Source organism: Litoribrevibacter euphylliae, assembly GCF_042646085.1.
In the GTDB taxonomy this organism is placed as follows: Bacteria; Pseudomonadota; Gammaproteobacteria; order Pseudomonadales; family Litoribrevibacteraceae; genus Litoribrevibacter; species Litoribrevibacter euphylliae.
Genome location: NZ_JBHRSZ010000006.1, coordinates 218,867 through 237,871 on the forward strand (window position 1 = coordinate 218,867; position 19,005 = coordinate 237,871).

General features: G+C 45.8%; 17 protein-coding genes. All 17 read left to right on the forward strand.

The window, feature by feature from the left end:
• The first annotated feature begins 132 nt into the window (after positions 1-132).
• Positions 133-1,086 carry a hypothetical protein gene (locus ACFOEK_RS14990; protein ID WP_386722268.1) on the forward strand — a complete coding sequence of 318 codons (954 nt, stop codon included), beginning with the start codon at positions 133-135 and terminating at the stop codon, positions 1,084-1,086.
• Positions 1,076-1,696, forward strand: a complete 621-nt coding sequence (locus ACFOEK_RS14995) for a hypothetical protein (RefSeq protein WP_386722269.1) — start codon at positions 1,076-1,078, stop codon at positions 1,694-1,696. Before ACFOEK_RS14990 ends, ACFOEK_RS14995 begins: the two co-directional genes overlap by 11 nt.
• Positions 1,686-2,363, forward strand: a complete 678-nt coding sequence (locus ACFOEK_RS15000) for a hypothetical protein (RefSeq protein WP_386722270.1) — start codon at positions 1,686-1,688, stop codon at positions 2,361-2,363. Before ACFOEK_RS14995 ends, ACFOEK_RS15000 begins: the two co-directional genes overlap by 11 nt.
• Positions 2,364-2,400: 37 nt before the next feature.
• On the forward strand, positions 2,401-2,745 hold the full coding sequence (locus ACFOEK_RS15005; RefSeq protein WP_386722271.1) for a hypothetical protein: 345 nt from the start codon (positions 2,401-2,403) through the stop codon (positions 2,743-2,745).
• Positions 2,746-2,750: 5 nt separating this feature from the next.
• Positions 2,751-4,373, forward strand: a complete 1,623-nt coding sequence (mshL, locus tag ACFOEK_RS15010; protein ID WP_386722272.1) for a pilus (MSHA type) biogenesis protein MshL — start codon at positions 2,751-2,753, stop codon at positions 4,371-4,373.
• Positions 4,374-4,467: 94 nt separating this feature from the next.
• Positions 4,468-5,334, forward strand: a complete 867-nt coding sequence (locus ACFOEK_RS15015; RefSeq protein ID WP_386722273.1) for an ExeA family protein — start codon at positions 4,468-4,470, stop codon at positions 5,332-5,334.
• Positions 5,331-6,563, forward strand: a complete 1,233-nt coding sequence (locus tag ACFOEK_RS15020) for a tetratricopeptide repeat protein (RefSeq protein WP_386722274.1) — start codon at positions 5,331-5,333, stop codon at positions 6,561-6,563. The genes ACFOEK_RS15015 and ACFOEK_RS15020 overlap by 4 nt, the downstream gene beginning before the upstream one ends.
• A gap of 1 nt (position 6,564) precedes the next feature.
• Positions 6,565-8,403, forward strand: coding sequence for a GspE/PulE family protein (locus tag ACFOEK_RS15025; RefSeq protein ID WP_386722275.1), 1,839 nt, complete (start codon positions 6,565-6,567; stop codon positions 8,401-8,403).
• Between the two features lie 3 nt (positions 8,404-8,406).
• Positions 8,407-9,630, forward strand: coding sequence for a type II secretion system F family protein (locus ACFOEK_RS15030; protein WP_386722276.1), 1,224 nt, complete (start codon positions 8,407-8,409; stop codon positions 9,628-9,630).
• Positions 9,631-9,859: 229 nt separating this feature from the next.
• Complete coding sequence (locus tag ACFOEK_RS15035; protein WP_386722277.1) at positions 9,860-10,414, forward strand: prepilin-type N-terminal cleavage/methylation domain-containing protein; 555 nt, start codon at positions 9,860-9,862, stop codon at positions 10,412-10,414.
• A gap of 105 nt (positions 10,415-10,519) precedes the next feature.
• Positions 10,520-10,987, forward strand: a complete 468-nt coding sequence (locus ACFOEK_RS15040) for a type II secretion system protein (RefSeq protein ID WP_386722278.1) — start codon at positions 10,520-10,522, stop codon at positions 10,985-10,987.
• A 12-nt stretch (positions 10,988-10,999) separates the two neighbouring features.
• A complete protein-coding gene (locus ACFOEK_RS15045; protein WP_386722279.1) occupies positions 11,000-11,476 on the forward strand; it encodes a Tfp pilus assembly protein FimT/FimU in 477 nt (158 codons plus the stop codon).
• Entirely contained in the window at positions 11,473-11,949 is a 477-nt protein-coding gene (locus ACFOEK_RS15050) for a prepilin-type N-terminal cleavage/methylation domain-containing protein (protein WP_386722280.1), read from the forward strand. Before ACFOEK_RS15045 ends, ACFOEK_RS15050 begins: the two co-directional genes overlap by 4 nt.
• A gap of 12 nt (positions 11,950-11,961) precedes the next feature.
• The gene (locus tag ACFOEK_RS15055) at positions 11,962-12,879 is read left to right on the forward strand and encodes a type II secretion system protein J (protein WP_386722281.1); all 918 of its coding nucleotides are present in this window, start codon (positions 11,962-11,964) and stop codon (positions 12,877-12,879) included.
• Positions 12,876-13,310, forward strand: a complete 435-nt coding sequence (locus ACFOEK_RS15060; protein WP_386722282.1) for a hypothetical protein — start codon at positions 12,876-12,878, stop codon at positions 13,308-13,310. Before ACFOEK_RS15055 ends, ACFOEK_RS15060 begins: the two co-directional genes overlap by 4 nt.
• 103 nt (positions 13,311-13,413) lie before the next feature.
• Positions 13,414-18,285 carry a DUF6701 domain-containing protein gene (locus tag ACFOEK_RS15065; protein ID WP_386722283.1) on the forward strand — a complete coding sequence of 1,624 codons (4,872 nt, stop codon included), beginning with the start codon at positions 13,414-13,416 and terminating at the stop codon, positions 18,283-18,285.
• 118 nt (positions 18,286-18,403) lie between these two features.
• Positions 18,404-19,003, forward strand: coding sequence for a TatD family nuclease-associated radical SAM protein (locus ACFOEK_RS15070; RefSeq protein WP_386722284.1), 600 nt, complete (start codon positions 18,404-18,406; stop codon positions 19,001-19,003).
• Positions 19,004-19,005 lie beyond the last annotated feature (2 nt).

The window sequence follows — 19,005 nt, forward strand, 5'->3', positions numbered from 1 at the left end:
TAAATTCTAATGGTTAGCGATTAATCTTTAGTAATAAGGTTTAAAAATGTTGCTAAACTAATACAATCGTATATTAATTGTATTCTTTTTGAACTCTAGAACGCTACGTTGTTATACGTTGTAAGGAACTGAATGATACGCCTGCCGAGATTGAAAAAGAAGCAGCGCTTAGGACTGCTGAATGGTATTTCGATAGAGTCGAACGGTGTGGCGTGTGCGAAAGTGTCTACTAAAAACGGACTCCATGTTAAGTCTTCCGGGTTTCTGCCTTATGAAGACAATGAATGGCAGGGCGCCTTAAGACGTTTAATTTCAAGCGAACGGCTCTATGGCGAAGTTTATATTTCGCTGTCGGATGACTTTTATAACCTGTTACTGATTGATGCGCCGGATGTGCCGGAAGCAGAGATGGCTGATGCCATTAAATGGAAAGTAAAAGATGTTATTAGTCAGCCTTTAGAGTCCGTAACGATTCAGTATTTTAAGTTACCGGAAGATGCTTATCGAGGCCGTATGAATATGGTCTATGTCGCGGTAGCCGAAAAAGCACTCATCCAGCAGATTGTGGATACCTGCGAACACAAAGGCCTTGAGATCAGAGGAATTACAATTAAGGATCTATCCTTAAGTAATTTATTGTTTGCATCCGGAGTGACTGAGGGCGAGAGCACAGGCATGGTGTCTTTAGGAACCTCTGAAGGGCAAATGCGTTTGTTGGAGAGTGGTAATCTCTATCTAGCAAGAAACCTTGGTATTGGGGTGGATCACCTCAGCGGTCTCAATGAAGAGGCGTTGTCTGATTATGATCGGGCACAATGCGATGAGTTAATGTTCGATATTAAACGGTCCTTGGACTATTACGAAAGTCAGCTGGGTAAAGGCTTGGTGAATCGAATTATTTTAATGCCTGCGGATGTCAATAACGTGCGACTGGCCGGTGTCTTGAATGAGAAGCTGGACGTTCAGGTACAACCTTGGCATTGGCAGTTTACAGAGAATATTTCCCATGAGTCGGAGTCGCCTGAAATTCTCGATCATTGTATTTCTGCCATCGGTGCAGTGATTGGAGGTTGGCTTGAGGATTAATCAAAAAGTCGATTTCTACAGCGATGACTTCAGACCCCCGGTAATCGTATTACCAGCGTCTAAAATGTTGCAGTATTTTGGGGTGGCTATTCTACTTTTGTTTGCTGTATCAGCTGCGCTTTATTATCCCGTGCCTGAGCTGGAACGTGAGGTTCAGCAACAGCAGAGTCACTTGAGTGAAAAGAAACAACAGCTGGAAGAGACTAAACGTAAGTACCCTAAGAAAGTGAAAAGTAAGGCGTTGGAAGCTCAGTTAAGCACTTTGCGGGATCAAAACCACAACAAGATTAGACTATTGAATTATCTTAAGTCTGATACGTTAAAAGATGCTCAGGCATTTTCGAATGTGTTTCAGGACTTAAATCAGTTTGATCATCATCAGGTATGGTTAACCCGTATCGATGTGCTCTCCGAAGGACAGAGCATGCGTCTCACCGGGTTGGTTTCTCAGCCGGATGTGTTACCGGGTTATATCGATGGATTAAAACAAGCGAATTCATTCAGAGGGCGTTCTTTTAATTTATTCAATCTGGAGCGGGATGAGGATAATCAAAATTATCTTCACTTTATTTTGAGTACTGAAGCAGGGGCAGGTAAGAATGAAGGATAAGTGGCTGCTGCTTTCTGAAAAGTTAAATGCGCTGACAGTCCGTGAGCGCGGCATTATTTTCGCTACCTTGTTGGTGGCGCTTTATATGATGTTTCAGTTGTTGGTGTTTGATCCTTTATTGGCTGATCGTAATCGTTTGATGGCTCAGGAAGCGGATCTTAAAAAGCAGATTGATTCTGTACGTGTGGAAATTGCTGAGGTGATTGCTGAATCGACCTTTGATCCGAATAAGTCTATTCGTGAAAAGATCGAAAAAGAACGTGAGCAAACGCTGCGTTACCAACAAGAAATTCAGGCAATTACCGATAAACTCATTGAGCCCAGACAAATGTCGGATGTATTGGCCTCATTGCTGAATAAAGAGTCTGGGTTGAAATTAACGTCGGTGAAAAGTCTGTCTGCAAAACCAGTGACCTTGAATGGTATGACTAAGATGTCACAAGGCGATGCAAATGCACAGGCTAACTTGTATCAACATACGTTATTGCTTGAGATGGAAGGCCAATACGGTCAGGTGAAGAAATACCTATCGCAAGTGGAAAGATTGCCTGAAAAAGTGTTTTGGAAAAATTTGGCGTTTCAAATGCAAGATTACCCTATGGGACGTTTGTCGTTAGAGGTGTATACCCTGAGTACCAGTAAGGATTTGATCGGTGTTTATCAATAGCTTTCTTCATCGGCATGCAAGTGAGGCCACTGTGAGATTGAGTGTACGGTTAAAACGGCTGATCGTCGCTTGTGTGTCTTTATGCGTGTTATTGATCGGTACTAAAACGCTTGCTGATCCGATGCGGCCACCTGGTTATGGGGCAGTCTCGACGACTAAAAGTTATCGCTCGACGACGTATAGTTTGTCCCAAATATTAATATCGGATGACAGAAAGCGCGCGATTATTAACGAAACACTGGTTTCGGAAGGCGTAAAGATCGACGGAGCCAAGGTGCTCAAAATAGAAGAAGACAGAGTAATTCTGCGAGTGGATGGAAAGCTTAAAGTATTGGCGATTAATGATACGAAAGGTTTTCAGATAAAGAGAGAGACCGAGTGACAGGTATGAATCAAAAGTTGTTGAACCAAACGTTAACGAGTCTGCGTCCATTGGGTGTTTTGGCTGTTGCGCTTGTGGCTGGTTGTCAGTCGGTACCAAAGAAAGAACTTCAACCAGTGCCAGTGATGAAATCAGAGCCGGCAGCGGTTCAGGAGTCGCATCAGTTACCGGATGTGTTGGCGGATTTGATGGTGCCTGAGTTGGAAGTGACGTCTGAAGAGACAGTTCGTTTCGATGTGGTTGCCAAAGATACCCCGGCGAAACAGTTCTTTATGAGCTTGGTGGATGGCACCAGTAAGAACATGGTGGTGCATCCTGGTGTATCCGGTGATATTTCCATTCGTCTTAAAAACGTAACGTTGGAAGAAACATTAAAAGCCGTACGCGATATTTATAACTTCGATTTCTTGCCAAAGGATTATGGTTATCAAATCGTTCCTCGTGAAATTCAAACCAAAGTGTTCCCGATCAATTATCCGAACATTGTTCGAATTGGCCAATCGTCGACTTTGATCAGCAGCGGTCAGGTCTCAAGTTCGAGCACGGAAGAAAACAGCTCCACGTCATCGACTTCATCCCGTAGTTCCGAAACACTTCAGAGTGCGCGCGTTGAAACCACTACTGAGTCGAATTTCTGGCGTAACTTGCTGACCAGTGTCAGCATGATTATTGGCGCCGACGATGGCCGCAAAGTGATTACCGACCCTCATACCGGTTTATTGATTGTTCGAGCCTTTCCGTCTGAATTACGACATGTAGAACAGATGTTGGAACGGGCTGAATTAAGCTTGAAACGACAAGTGATCATTGAGGCCAAAATTTTGGAAGTGAGCTTATCGGATGGTTATCAGGCGGGAATACAGTGGGATACCTTCGGAAATGGGTTTGGCTCGAATATTACCGATACCTCTAATGAAGTGGTGGTAGGGTTTGATACTGGTAATCTCAGCACCTTGATTGATCCTTCTGTTGAGGGTGTTTTTAAGTTCGGCCTTAACTTCACCGACTTCAATGCCATTATCAGTTTAATCGAGTCGCAAGGTGATGTGAGCGTGCTATCAAGCCCCCGTATTGCCACCGTGAATAACCAAAAAGCGGTGATTAAAGTAGGTTCTGACGAGTTCTTCGTCACCGACGTTTCGAGTACTACAACCAGTACTTCTTCTTCAACCAGCGATACGCCTGATATTACCTTAACGCCATTCTTCTCCGGCATTGCCTTGGATGTGACGCCACATATTGGTGAAGACTCAGAAGTGATTCTTCACGTGCATCCAGCCATTTCTAAAGTGGAAGATCAAACCAAAACCGTTACCTTAGGCGACAGTGGAGATTTGATTCTGCCATTAGCCTTCTCAACCATTCGTGAAACCGACAGCATTGTGCGGGCTCGCAGTGGTCAGGTGGTTGTCATTGGTGGCTTGATGGAAGAACGCAGCCAGCAATTAGAAGCTGGTGTTCCGATGTTAAAAGACATTCCAGGCCTAGGAAAGCTCTTCACTCAAGAGCGTGATGTGACTGAAAAGGTGGAACTGGTGATCTTGCTCAAACCTAAAATCGTTGAAGGGAAAGTGTGGGAAAAAGAACTGCAACAGGTTCGTCAACGCTTTCCGGACTTTTTTCAGTAACCGCCGTTCAACGCATTCAGAGAAACTCAAACGTCACTCGTTAACGAACATATAAAAAGTAGGTGATAGGTTGGCTAAGCATCCCAGGGAAATTATGGATCAGTTATGTAAGCATTTTGGTTTTACCAAACTGCCTTTTACGCTGTCGCCTAACACTCAATTCTTCGTCAATCTGAAGACGCATAAAGATTGCTTTAATACCCTTGTGTTTGCACTGGGAACCGGTGAAGGCTTTGTTAAAGTCACGGGCGAAGTGGGTACAGGGAAAACTGTACTATGTCGTAAATTATTGAATCAATTGACAGGATCGGAATACGTAACGGCATACATTCCCAATCCGGCCATGCCGCCCGAGGTGTTACGACGAGCCTTGGCACGTGAGCTTAATGTCCTTAACGCTGAACAGCTCGACCATTACCAACTGATTGAAGCGATTAATGATCAATTGATTCGAATTGCTCAAGAAGGCAAACGTACCATTCTGGTGATTGATGAGGCACAGTCGCTGCCTGAAGATACTCTTGAAGAAGTTCGTCTGCTCAGTAACCTTGAAACCGAACAACAGAAATTGATTCAAATGGTGCTCTTTGGCCAGCCAGAGTTGAATGATTTGCTGGCTAAAGATCGTTTTCGCCAACTTAAACAGCGTTTGGCGTTTTCGGCATCGTTGGATCGCCTGGATTTCGAAGATCTAGAGCAATACGTCACGCAGCGCGTTCATGTGGCGGGCTACAATGGCGCGAAGTTGTTCGAATATCCAGCGTTGAAAACCTTGCATAAAGGTACTTCCGGTACGCCGCGCGTTATTAATGTGGTGGCCCAAAAATCATTGTTGCTGGCCTTCAGTCAAGGCGAGAGTATTGTCACCCGAGAGCATGTGAAAAAGGCATTAGTTGATACCGAAGCGGTGCCTGCTAAGCGTTCTTTTTGGCAGAGATTATTTAAGGCGAAAGTTGCATGAGTCTAATCAACGACGTTTTAAACGATCTCGACAGGAAACCGGATAGCCCCGATACCTCGGTGTTGGGTTTGATCCAAGGGAGGTCGGACCAATCCCGTTCTAAGCGTCGGGTCCGGCCTTTAGTGAGCTTGATTGTGTTGGTTCTTTTAGCAGGTGTCGGCTTTTTGGGGTATCAAGAATTTGGGTTAGGAAAGCAGCTTGCTCAGTTTCTTTCGGACAATGAATCTGAAACGGATTTACCGGTAACGACGAATGACGAAGCCACTCAGACAGTCAAGCCTGACCTTGCTATGCAGTCACAAGCCGATGCTCAGAGAGGTGAGACGCCCCAAACTAAGGTGTCTCAAGTGATGGATAGTCAGCAAGCCGACGCTGAGTTTCGGAGTCAAACAATACAAGAACCTCAATCAGTACAACAAGCTCAACCTGCAGCGGCTACTGTGACTGAGGTATTACCCTTGGCGCAGACAGAGAATCCAACGGACATCGAAAGCCCTTTGCCAAAGCAAACGGAACGAGTGCCTACGCAACCAATTCCTACCCAACCAATGAAGGCTTCGGTGCAATCGTCTGAGCCCAAATTAGTTAACGCCTCTCATACCGAGTCATCAGTCTCGTCCGAATCTAAGAAGCAAACCTCTGTTAAACCGGCGCCTTCAGTTGTAAAACCTGAGCCAAAGGTTGCGGAAGCTTTTGACTCTGAGTTGAAGAGCTCGTTAACCAAGAGTAAAACCAGAGAAGTTCAACTCTACGAGAAGGCATTGGCGTCTTTTCAACAGGGTGATGTGTTGAGAAGTGAAGCCTTAGTCGATGAATTACTGACGGATTTTAATCAACCTAAGTACATGGCATTGAAAGCGCGTTTGTTGTTGCGTAAGACACCAAAAGTGTTGGTGAACTATCTTGATCAGCAGAATGTGGACATCACTTCATCGAGTGAGTTGTTGGCATTGGCTGCCAGCGCTTATCAACGACAAGGCGATCACTTAAGAGCTGTTAAAGCCTACGACTTACTGGTTCAACGCCAACCGGAAGATGGTCGCTGGTGGTTAGCCATGGCGTTCTCGTTAGAAGCACTTGAGGCCTTGGATAAATCGTACAGAGCTTATTCTTTGGCGTTGCAGTCGGGCACATTACCAGCCAGCGGCAGAGAGTTTGCTGCCAGGAAGTCCAATCAAATCAAAAAGCAGTTGGAAGCCTTAGCCAAACAAGCTGAGGAGCAGAAGTAACATGGCACAACCAAGAATACGTATCGGTGACTTATTAGTAAGCAAAGGGCTGATTAAAGAAGATCAGTTGATGACGGCGCTGGAAGAACAAAAGCGCAGTGGTAAGAAGATTGGTAAGGCACTGATTGATCTGAAATTTGTGACCGAACAACAAATGCTGGAAGTGATGGCCGATCACTTCAGTTACCCATTTGTGGATTTAGTCCGTTTCCAGCTTAAAACCGATTTAATTACCCGTTTACCTGAGACTCAAGCGCGTCGTTTTCGTGCCATCCTGTTAGCCGATCAGCCTGACGGTTATCTGGTTGGGATGCTTGATCCGTTGGATCTGATGGCGATTGATGAGCTTCAACGCAACTTGAAGCGTCCGGTATTGCCTGCCTTTGTAAAAGAGCAGGATTTAATGAACTCGCTGGATCGCGCTTATCGTCGTCGAGATGAGATTGCGTCTTTGGCGACGGAGTTGGAAGATGAGCTGGAATCATCAACCGACTTTGACTTGGAAGAAATTGCCAGCAGCGGTGAAGCGTCGGAAGCACCAGTGGTTCGGATGCTGCAAAGTATCTTTGAGGATGCTGTGCAAGTGAGAGCTTCGGACATTCATATTGAGCCAGATGAAGGCGTTCTGCGGGTTCGTTTAAGAATTGACGGCGAACTTCAAGAACAGGTGATGAAAGAGAAGCGTATTGCCAGTGCGTTAGTTTCTCGTTTGAAGATCATGTCGGGCTTGGATATCTCTGAAAAACGTTTACCGCAGGACGGTCGTTTTAATATTCGTATCTTGAATAAGAGCATTGATGTGCGTTTATCGACGCTGCCAACGCCTTACGGTGAAAGCGTAGTGATGCGTTTACTGGATCAATCTCAGGGTACGCTTGAGTTATCTCAATTGGGAATGCCGGATGGCATTCGCAAGCGTTTTGAAACCTTGATTCATCGGCCGCATGGGATGATTTTGGTTACCGGGCCAACCGGGAGTGGTAAAACCACCACCTTATACTCGGCATTGAATTTATTGAATCGACCTGAACAGAAGGTCATTACCGCCGAAGATCCGATTGAATACCGTTTACCTCGAATCACTCAGGTTCAGGTGAACACCAAGGTGGGGCTTACTTTTGCTTCAGTGCTAAGAACGGCTTTGCGTCAGGACCCGGACATCATTCTGGTCGGGGAAATGCGTGATCAGGAAACCGCAGAGATTGGCTTGCGAGCGGCAATGACCGGGCATTTGGTGCTATCTACTTTACATACCAACGACTCGATCTCTACGGCCATGCGTTTGATTGATATGGGCTGTGATGCCTATCTGGTGGCGTCTTCTTTGCGTGCTGTGATTGCTCAGCGTTTGATTCGAAAGGTTTGTGAATACTGCAATCAAACCGATGAGCTGTCATCACAAGAACGTGCCTGGGTGAAAAACATCAGCCCGAAACATGCAGATACTGTGTTTGTGAAAGGTCGCGGTTGTCATCAGTGCAATAACACTGGCTATTCTGGCCGAATCGGTGTCTATGAGTTACTTGAGATGGATGATGCGATGTTGGATGCGTTACGTCGCAATAGTGCGGCAGATTTTGCTCAAGCCGCCGAAGACAATCCGCATTATGTCTCTCTTACTGAATGTGCCATGAGTTATGCGAAGGCGGGGGTTACTTCGGTGCATGAAGTTTTCCGTATCAGTGCTTCGTTAGATGAGCGAGCATCTAATCTGCCAGATGATGAAACGTTAGAGCAAGAAGCGACCAGCCAGAATCAGGAAACAGGCAATGCCATTAGTGATTCGCTTTCTTCAGGTGAGATTTCCTTAGATCTCGATTTACCGGATTTAGGGGATTAACACATGGCGAAGTTCAGCTACCTCGGTCGAAACCAGCAAGGCGACAAAGTGGAAGGCGTTATCGAAGCCTCCAGTGTCGATGCGGCCGCAGGAATGCTTCAGTCTCAACAGCTTACGCCAGTGCGTATCGAAGAGACTGTTGAAGAGAGTTCCAATCACATCGATCTTAAGCAATTCCTGCCAAAACCTAAGGTAAAGCTCGACGACCTCAGCATGTTTTGTCGTCAGATGTATGCGCTTACTCGCTCTGGTATGCCAATTGTTCAAGCGATTCGAGGGTTGGCGGATACCTCTAAAAATGAACGTATGGCCGAAGTGTTGAATCAAATTGCCTCTGAGCTGGTTACGGGTAATTCTCTGGCTGTATCCATGAGGCATCATGGCGATGTCTTCTCTCATATCTTTGTCAGCATGGTTCATGTGGGAGAGAGTACTGGTAAGTTAGATGACGCATTTAAGAAGCTGATTGATCATATTGAACTAGAGCGTGAAACGCGCAGTCGTGTGAAACAGGCCATTCGCTATCCGGCCAGTGTGGTGATTGCGATTACCGTTGCGATGTTCATTATTAATTTATTTGTGATCCCGCAGTTTTCTAAAGTGTTTTCTAAGTTGGGCGCTGACTTGCCGCTGCCTACTGTGATTTTAATGGCAACCTCTGAGTTCAGTGTTCAATATTGGTGGGTGATCTTATTGGTTATGTTGGCGACTTTTTTCGGATTTCGTTATTACATCAAAACCGATGACGGTGAACTGTGGTGGGATCGAATAAAGCTAAAACTGCCCTTAATGGGGAAGATTTTTGAAAAGGTAGCGCTTAGTCGCTTTGCCCGCTCCTTTGCCATGATGTCGGAATCCGGCGTGCCTATTTTGCAAAGTCTGAACATCATTGGTGCCAGTATTGGTAATCGCTATATCGCTAACGCAGTGGCAGATATGAGGCGAGGTATTGAACGTGGTGATTCGTTGGCGCGGACTTCCGCAGCCAGTGGTATGTTTACGCCTTTGATTCTTCAGATGATTGCGGTTGGTGAAGAAACGGGATCGGTTGATAAACTTTTGCACGATGTGGCCGATTTTTACGAAGAAGAAGTGGATTACGATTTAAAGATGCTCTCCCAAGCCATTGAACCTATTCTGTTGGTGTTTATGGGGATCATGGTGGTGGTGTTGGCGTTGGGTGTATTCCTGCCGATGTGGGAATTGAGTTCTGCGATGAAACGGTAAAGGTTGCCCGTTTGTCTTGAAAACAGCAGCGATCATCGAGATATTTCGCCGTAATTGATCGGACTCAAAGATGAAACAGTATATTTGTAGGATATTGTCTATACTTTGTTAAATTAATTGTTTAATAATTAAAGATAACCTACTGAGCTATTTGTTTTATTTTTATTTGGCCAATGCAGGCCAGGAAGAATTTAAAACACGATTGAGTTTTTACATGCGAGCTTTTTATATGCGAACTTACAATATGCAAATGGTTGATGCTCAGGCAGTGAATCAAAGTAACGGTTTTACATTAATTGAATTCGTCATAGTGACAGCAATCATTGCTATCTTGGCGGCGGTTGCATTGCCGAGAATGATGGATGCACAAGACAACGCTCATGAATCTTCTGTGGAGGGTGTCGGTGGGGCTTTAGCGTCGGCGGTGATTCTGGTGCGAAGCCAGTGGGTTGCGAATGGGTTCAGTGGTGCCGTCGATGAAGTGACCGGATACGGTAACGATGATATTGCCACCAGCTCTGATGGCTGGCCGACCGATGCAGGTCAGGGGACAGGTTCGAACAATAGCGATGTCATGGACAGTGCAGAACGATGCAAACGTTTGTGGGATGCTTTACTGGTGGATAATGCGCCATCTGCAGACAATGACTTATTAAATGATCCGGATTATCAGGTCGATACCATCAGTGGTAACTGTCGTTATACATACCGTAGAACCGATGACGGCTATGATATTGAATACAACGCTCGTAATGGTGCCGTGGTTACGGACATTGATACTTAAATCAATGTTTGATTAAGAGAAAAACATGGGGTGTAGCTAGGATGCTATAACCGAAATTAGGAAATGCGTGACGGATTATTGAACGAACTTTTTAGGGGAAAGTTTATGACGAAACAACAAACAGGTTTTACGTTAATTGAATTGGTCATGGTCATCGTGATCTTGGGTATCCTTTCTGCGTTTGCATTGCCTCGTTTTGCAAATTTGAGTTCGGATGCGAATGCAGCTGTTATTGAGGCTGGCGCTGGTGCAGCCAAATCAGCCGCGGCAATTGTTCATTCCGCATGGCTAGCGGAAGGAGCTAGTACTGGGCAAGCATCTATTACTTTAGAAGGGCAAGTTATTGATTTAGACAATCTAAATACAGGTAGTACAACCTTTGGGTATCCTTCTGCAGCTTCAAATGGTATTGGCATTGCAGCAGGGTTAAATGATGACTTTACTTCAACAGGGACTACGACTACTACTTGGACCGCAGGTGGTGCTCCTGCTACTTGTAATTTTACATATGAAGTAACGGCTTCAGGTGCTGTGAATGTTAATAAAGCTGCTAACCTAGATACTAACTGTTAATGCCCTATCATCATGACCAAGCAGCAAGGCTTTTCTCTGATTGAATTGGTTATGGTGATCATCATCTTGGGGATTCTTGCGGCAACGGCAATCCCCAGATTCTTTTCTCAAAGCGCTTATGATGAGCGCTTTTTTTATGAAGATGTCATGGCGGGGTTACGGCATTCTCATAAGTTGGCCATGAGCACAGGCTGTAGTGTTGAGTTTGAGGTTGAGGCCAGTGGATTTGTGTTGCAACAGGATGCTAACTGTTTTAATGCTGCGTCTTCCGCCAGCTTTTCTGTGACCGTGATTCGTCCGGGTGAAGGCGATGATTACAGCGTAAGTAGCAGACCTGCGGGTAGTGCTTGGTCGTCAACGACCTCTCCTTTAATTTTTACTGCTCGAGGGCAGGTGACAAATTCAGGTGAATCCATCCTGACCCAAACAACGCTAAGCGCAGCAGGAAGAACGATCACTATTGATGGTCATACGGGGTATATCCGGTGACTTTTCTAAAACTCAATGCTCAAGGCATGACACTTGTCGAAATGGTCATTGCCATTGCTGTCGCAGGCATTGCCATTGCTGGACTGGCCGCAGCGTTTTCATCGATAGTCACTCGTACAGCTGACCCTATGATTCAAACGCAAGCTCAAGTTGCCGCCGAATCTTTAATGGAAGAAATTCTGCTTAAGCCATTTGCCGATCCTGATTCCGGAAACGTGTGTACTGATGTCGAAGCAGCTCGACAAGACAAAGACGATGTCTGCGATTTTCATAATTACACGTCTTCTGGTGTTGAAGACCAAACCGGTACTGCTACTAGTGGGTTGGAGAACTACACGGTTTCCGTCACTGTAACTTTCTCTGACTTTGGTGGAATTACCATTGCTGATGCTGATGCGTTATTAGTCACCGTTGCAGTTACTAGTCCGTTAGGGGCTGATGTTGTTCTTTCGGCTTATCGAACGAATTATTAGAGGTCGATAAGTATGATGAGATTTAAACCCGCTAATGGCTTTACCTTAATTGAATTGGTGATTGTAATCACCATTGCCGGGATCGTAGCCGTTTTGGCTGCCACCATGATCGGGAATCAAATGACGGCGTTTGTCGATTTGAGTCGTAGAGCGGTGTTGGTGGATCAAGCTGAAACAGCGGTACGTCAGATTTCTCGAGATGTTCGTCATGCGTTACCTAACAGTTTGCGTGTGACCGGAGGTGTTGGTGCAGATCAGTATCTTGAGTTTATCCCTATTAAAGACGCTGGACGTTATCGGTTATTAGCGGGTGATGGGGCGGTCAATGATGACGATAAAGTCTTGGACTTCTCAACTCAGGACACTGATTTTCAAGTGTTAGGACGTTTGCCGGTGATTGGCGCCGATGACCGCTTGGTGATCTATAATATTGGGCAAGTGGATGCATTTGATAACCCGGTCAATGGTGCCAATGTGTATGCTGATCCGGCTGACAATCCAGCTTCTTCGGCTGTTCCGGTACTGGGCAGTCATGTAATTTCAGGCGCTGGTAATGCTCTGTCTTATACCGGTACGGACAGCAATGTAATGACGTTGAATACGGGGCATCAGTTTGCTTTTCAGTCACCCCAGAAGCGTTTCTATCTGGTGGATCAAGCTATGTCTTACATTTGTGATGTTTCCCAGGAAACGATTTGGCGGTATCAAGATTATGATTTTGAAGCTGCTCAAGCGAATGATCTAAGTAATCCCCCATTATCAGGTGCGAGTGTGAAGTCCCAATTGGTTGAAAATGTCACAGAATGTGATTTCACTTATGAACCAGGCAATGCACAGCGCTCTGGTTTGTTAACCATTACTTTGACTGTCGCTGACGATGGTGAACGAGTACGTTTGGTTCATCAAATACATGTGGATAATGCGCCATGATTGAAGTGTCTGGCGTTCGTTCCATCAATCGTGGTTTTGCCCTGCCTGCTGTTGCGTTTCTGATTGTGATCGTGGCATTAATCATTGCGGCGTTAGAACGGATTAACAGCAATCAAACGGCGACCTCGTCAATGGGACTTCAAAGTTCAAGAGCCTATTATGCCACATATAGTGGCGTTGAATGGGCGGCATATCAGGTCATTAATAATAATGCGTGCCCTGCTACCGGAAGCATTGGTTCTGGTATTCAGGGATTCACAATTTCTTTAGAATCTTGTACTCAAAGCCCGTATAAAGAGGGTTCCAGTACCGATAATGTCTTCATCTACGAAATTCGAGTACTTGCTACTTACGGTGGTCAGGGGCAGTTGGGTGTGAGCCCGGATTTTGCTTCGCGGGAACTGACCGTATCTATGATGATTGAAAATTAATCGTAAGACAGAGAGGAGCTGTTCTTTGTTGTCACGTTATTTGATTTCACTGTGTTGGTTTTGTTGCGCGCTTTTGTTTTCAGGCGGGGCTCACGCTTGGAAGATGGAAGCTCGGACAGTCACACTTGATAGTACCTTCGACACCGGGGCTTATACTTCCGTTACATTTAATCAGCCGTTTACTTCTGTTCCAGTAGTGTTTGTTATGGCAACCACCGATGGCGGTGATAGCGCAATGACGCGTATCCGAAACGTAACTACGACTGGCTTTGAGGTAGCTGCTGTTGAGCCTGAATCTGAGGATGGCCCTCACGTTGGTATGACGGTACATTATTTTGCCATTGAACCCGGAACCAATACCTTACCTAGTGGGCATCAGATTACTGCTGGTATGTTTTCCTATAATGGCCAGAGCTTTAACAATACCGGCCCAGGCGGTGGATTGGATAGAAATGACAGTACCACCTTGACCACCCCCGGTGTGACTGGTGCAGCCACCTTTGTTCAGTTGCAAACAATGAACAATTCGCCGGCTCATGCACCCAGTGGGGAACTACAACCCTGGATGGGCGCGGTAGTGACGAGTCAAGCGGATGATGAGTTTAATGTGACCATTGATCGCAGTGAGGATTATGACTCTACGTCCGGCCCTAACTTTAGAGTTGATGCCATATCGAATGAGTCATTAGGGTATCTCTATCTACCATCAGATGTTCAGGGTTCATTTATATCAACATCAAACACCAGCATTCTTTATGAAACACAAAATACTTCATCAAAATTCGTGGGTTACAGTAATGGTTGTACGACTCACAACTTTTCGGGGACGTACTCGGCCCCTCCTTTAGTCATCGCCAGTAAGGTGACTCGAAATGAAGCGGACGGCGGCTGGTTTCGTCGTTGTAGTCTTTCGAATACTTCGGTTGGCTTGTTGGTGGATGAAGACCAACGTCAGGATTCTGAACGTAGCCACATTGCGGAAGCGGCCAGCCTGTTGGTGTTTTCATCTGACTTTTCCTATGACTCGGAGTATGTGCCGCCGACGCCTGCCAATGATTTGGTGGTGGAAGCGGGGCGTGTCACGGTCAACTCGGTCGGCAATTGGCAAACGGTTGAATTCAATCAATCGTACGAATCGACCCCGGCCGTTTTTGTGCTAACGGATAATGCAAACCCAGACCCTCAGGCATTCCGTATTCGTAATGTGACCCAGGACAGTTTTGAGGTGATTGCTCTGGAACCGCCGGGAGCAAATAATGCGACACTTCCTGATATGGAAGTGCATTATGTGGTGTTTCCAGTGGGGCAGTTTGAGTTTCCGAATAATGGGCCGAAGTTGGAAGTGAATATTCTCTCGATGACTAACTTTCAGAGTAAGTCAGTGTCAGGCAGTTCTTATTTAAATCTACCGTTTAGCCGTACTGATTTTTCATCGGCGCCGAGTGTGCTGGTACAGGTTCAGTCGAAAGTGAATGGCTCATCCACCTCTAATACGCCATGGTTAACCGGCTTTGCAAACAATGTGACTTCTACCGGTGCTCAAATCAGTATGGATCGAGCCGAAGTTCAAGGGGGAAGTGTTTCCTCTGAAGAACAAGTGGCTTATTTGGCGATTGAGAATGGCATTATTCCAGATTTCAAAGATTTAAGTGGTAATGTCATTTCTGGCGAAGTGCTTCGTTCCTCAGACTCAGTTACTCATGACTGCACGAGTATTGGCTTTCAGCAGAGCTACTCGGGGCCGCCGTTGGTTGTTGGTAATAAGCAAACGCGGGATGGTGCCGATGGCGGCTGGACAAGACGATGCTCGGTTTCCAACAGCGACGTTCAGCTAAAGATTGATGAGGATACAGATAGCGACAATGACCGTTCCCACACAACAGAAGTTGTGTCGTTTATTGCGTTTTCGGACTCATTTGTTGCGGACTTCTCGAATCGAGCTTATTACAAGCTCGATGAAACCGTTTGGAATGGCTCTGCCAATGAAGTGCAAAACAGCGCCAATACCAGTGGTTTGCATGGTCAGGCTATTGGTGGTGCTAGCAGTACGCCTGCTCGTGTTTGTTATGGGGCCAATCTGGATGGTTCTCCGGCGTACCTCAGTATTCCTGATGATGACAGTTTGGATATCTCCGACGAGTTGACGGTGACGGCGTGGATTCATCCTAATTCCTATGGTTCGGAATTAAAGTCTATCGTCTCAAAAGATGAAAACTTTGAGTTTCATTTAAATTCCAGCGGCCGAATCAATTGGTGGTGGGGCGGTGGCAACCGTGAGCTAACGGGTAATGACCTCATTCCTCTGAATCAATGGACACATGTGGCCATCGTTTATTCGCAATCTCAACCGTACCAAGCCATCTACGTTAATGGCACCTTGGATGTCGCTAAAACCGAAGACTTGGGAGCATTAACGTTAAACTCGGATACTTTGCAAATTGGCGCGGATGATCAATCTGGCTCGACCCAACCACAAAGATATTGGGACGGTCTGATTGATGAGGTAAGAATATATTCCCGCGCCATTTCTGAAGCGGGTATCCAGGATATTATGGATTATACCCACCCTTGTGTTTCTGCTTTGGATCACTTGGAAATCAGCGCGGTTGAAGAGGGAAATACGTGTTCAAATCTGGCAGTGACTATCACCGCCTGTGCAGATAGTTCTTCACCTTGTAACAGCACAAGTAGACTACTTGATTATGCTGAAACGGTTTCTTTACAAGTGATTGATAATAGTGGGGCAGCAATTAGTCGCGGAAGCTGGTTTGTCGGAAGTGGTAAAGGCACGCTCACTGATCCCACGGCCGATGATGGTGCTGCAAACTATCAGTTTCACATCAATGACCAGGGGCAGGCGGTTGTTGAGTTAAGTTATATATACGCGGATCAAATTAAACTCAGGGTGTCTGACAGTGTAAACAATCGAACCGCCGATTCGGATGATATTAGCTTTTCTGATAACGCATTTCTGATTCAGTGGACAGACCCTATTGATGCCGACCCCTCGGATAATTTACCAACAGTCGCGGTTGCTGGCCGAGCACATCAAGCAACGATCAGCTATGTTCGCCGAGACCGTGATACGGCTGACCCTATGGATCAATGCGGTGTGGTGACTGACTATGAGGGTTCAAAAGACTTGTATGCTTGGTATACAGATAGAGGCGCTTTTTCCAGTCCTCTACCACCTGCACCGTCTGTGTCGGCATCATCAACAGTATTGTTGCCGTCCAGTAAACCTGGGACGGTGAATTTTACAGGCGTCAATTTCACCAGCGGTGTGGCAAGTGTGAGTTTAGGGACTACCGATGTTGGTAAGTTCTCGATAAGTGTGTCTGATGAATCTGGTTATGTCTCATCATTAGATGGGAGTGTCGTTGAAGTAACTGGCACGAGTTCAGATGCCATTGTGAGGCCATTTGGTTTGACGATGGACCTTCATGATGCGAGTGTTACACCCACTTGCTCTACATCAGGTAGCAGGAATACTGCTCTGACAGGTGTTTCTTATGCAGCAGGACCATCTGACTCTGCATATAAAAAAGCAGGTGAATCGTTTCATTTAACGGTGAGATCGGTGCTTTGGGAAAGTGTGGATGATAATGCCGAGAACAGTGGTCTAGGCGATGGTGTTCCTGATAGTGGCAGCGATTTGTACGATAATGCATGCACCAATAGTTTTGGCCAGGAAAATACAGCAGAAACAGTAACCACCTCGATTTCAAATTTTTTACCTGTTGCAGGTGTACAAGGAGAGTTGTTAGGTGAGGTCGCTGGCAACTTGGTGTTCAGTGGTTTTAGTGCTGGTGTCAGTACTAATACTACTAATTATGATGAGGTCGGTATCTTTAGTCTTTCGGGAGCGCTGACCTCCGGAAGTTATTTGGGCAGTGGTATTAACCTACCTGTATCCCTTCTAAATGTTGGTCGTTTTATTCCAAATCATTTTACAGTCTCTCACTCGCCGACTCCTCCGGTATTGGATGATGCCACAGGCTGGGCATGTGATTTCACTTATCAAAGCCAGGACTTCCAATTAGAAAGTGACATCGTACTTAGTTTAACTGCTCACGAAGTGGGTGGTGATATAACTGAGAATTATGGTGGGGAAGGGACTGCTGAGGACTACTTCAAATTAGCTGCACTTGATCCGCAGAGCGCAACAAATGTCACCGTCGCGAATAATGTGACGAACAGGAATCCGACATTAGCCTTTGATCCAAGCATTTCTTCTGCTCTGATTACAGAAGCTGACGATTATGATGGTGATGCAGTCATTACCTTCAGTGGCTTCTTATTTTCTTATCAAAGAGAAGATAATCAGGTTGGTTCCAGTGATGCATTATTGTTTGGTGATGCGGGGGATATGCCGTTCGAGGCTAATCTGGACTGGATTTTGGACAAGGGGCAGTTAACTGATTTGGATGGAGCCTGTTTGAACAATCCGAGCTTATGTGAAGATTACACTATTGCGAATCTGACCGGGACTGAAATTCGCTACGGTCGTGCCTGGATCGGCAATAATTCAGGGTCTGAGTTGGTGCCTTTGGAGCTGGTACTAAGGACTGAATATTGGTCGGAAGTGTCTGCCGCTAATAATCGCTATGCTTTTGTCGTTAATACGGATGATTCGTGCTCTGATGATGTGTGGTCTGATACTGATCTGTCCTTGGATCAATACACAGGCAAACTCAATCCTGGCTCTCCGGGCGATGTCAGTGCCAGTTTGGGAGTTTTCGATCAGGGGCAGGGTATTATTCGGTTAAATAAACCTACCCAGCCGAATCAAGGCCCGGGGCAAGGCAATGAAGGCAGTGTTAATGTCACTTTGGATGTGGAGGATTGGCTAAAGTACGATTTCTTAATCCAAACCCCTACTAACATTCCGAATGAAAACCCGGTGGGAACCGGCACCTTCGGCATTTTTTCCGGTCGCGAGCCGGTGTTTTATTTAAGAGAAAGTTACCGTTAGTACCTTTTACAGTAGACTGGTGATCTACTTTTGTTTTTAACTCAGTTCCAGTGATGTGTATCAAAACCTTCCAAGGCGTTGTGGTCTAATCTGACCTCATATTGTTAGGAGGTTGTCGATGGCTTTAACACTTGTCTATGACATTGGTAACAAGCGTTATATTAATCTGACCAATGCTTGCACTTTAGAATGCCAGTTCTGCCCCAAGCATAACGGTTCGACTCAGGTTCATGAGTTTGATCTTCACATCAAAAAGCAGCCGAGTACTTCCGACATTATTATTGAGTTAGGCGATTTGTCGAAGGTTGAAGAGGTCGTCTTCTGCGGTTTCGGTGAATCAACGCTGCGCTTGTTGCCTTTGCTTGAGATCGCAGCGTATGTGAAAGCTCAAGGTGTTCCAGTTAGAGTAAATACCGATGGGTTGGGCAATCTGGTTCATCAGCGAAATATCCTGCCGGACTTAGCCTCAGTGGTGGATGCGCTGTCGATTTCTTTGAACGCCCAGAACGAAGCTGTCTATAACCGTCATTGTCATCCTAAGAAGCCGGGTGCTTATCAAGCGGTTCGAGACTTTATAGAGTTGGCTCCGAAATACATTCAGAAAGTGGAAGTGTCTGCCATTGATGGTTTGGAGGATGTGGATGTTGTTGAGTGCCAGCGAATAGCCGAAGCGTCAGGTGCGAAATTTAAGAGGCGAGTGTTGGATGTAGTAGGCTAGAC

Excerpts from the sequence above, each read along its gene's own strand:
- ACFOEK_RS15045 (WP_386722279.1), top strand. The coding sequence starts at position 11,000 with ATGACCAAGCAGCAAGGCTTTTCTCTGATTGAATTGGTTATGGTGATC.
- ACFOEK_RS15060 (WP_386722282.1), top strand. The coding sequence starts at position 12,876 with ATGATTGAAGTGTCTGGCGTTCGTTCCATCAATCGTGGTTTTGCCCTG.
- ACFOEK_RS15035 (WP_386722277.1), top strand. The coding sequence starts at position 9,860 with ATGCGAACTTACAATATGCAAATGGTTGATGCTCAGGCAGTGAATCAA.
- ACFOEK_RS15055 (WP_386722281.1), top strand. The coding sequence starts at position 11,962 with ATGATGAGATTTAAACCCGCTAATGGCTTTACCTTAATTGAATTGGTG.
- ACFOEK_RS15025 (WP_386722275.1), top strand. The coding sequence starts at position 6,565 with ATGGCACAACCAAGAATACGTATCGGTGACTTATTAGTAAGCAAAGGG.
- ACFOEK_RS15020 (WP_386722274.1), top strand. The coding sequence starts at position 5,331 with ATGAGTCTAATCAACGACGTTTTAAACGATCTCGACAGGAAACCGGAT.
- mshL (WP_386722272.1), top strand. The coding sequence starts at position 2,751 with ATGAATCAAAAGTTGTTGAACCAAACGTTAACGAGTCTGCGTCCATTG.
- ACFOEK_RS14990 (WP_386722268.1), top strand. The coding sequence starts at position 133 with ATGATACGCCTGCCGAGATTGAAAAAGAAGCAGCGCTTAGGACTGCTG.
- ACFOEK_RS15070 (WP_386722284.1), top strand. The coding sequence starts at position 18,404 with ATGGCTTTAACACTTGTCTATGACATTGGTAACAAGCGTTATATTAAT.
- ACFOEK_RS15040 (WP_386722278.1), top strand. The coding sequence starts at position 10,520 with ATGACGAAACAACAAACAGGTTTTACGTTAATTGAATTGGTCATGGTC.
- ACFOEK_RS15000 (WP_386722270.1), top strand. The coding sequence starts at position 1,686 with ATGAAGGATAAGTGGCTGCTGCTTTCTGAAAAGTTAAATGCGCTGACA.
- ACFOEK_RS15015 (WP_386722273.1), top strand. The coding sequence starts at position 4,468 with ATGGATCAGTTATGTAAGCATTTTGGTTTTACCAAACTGCCTTTTACG.
- ACFOEK_RS15030 (WP_386722276.1), top strand. The coding sequence starts at position 8,407 with ATGGCGAAGTTCAGCTACCTCGGTCGAAACCAGCAAGGCGACAAAGTG.
- ACFOEK_RS15065 (WP_386722283.1), top strand. The coding sequence starts at position 13,414 with ATGGAAGCTCGGACAGTCACACTTGATAGTACCTTCGACACCGGGGCT.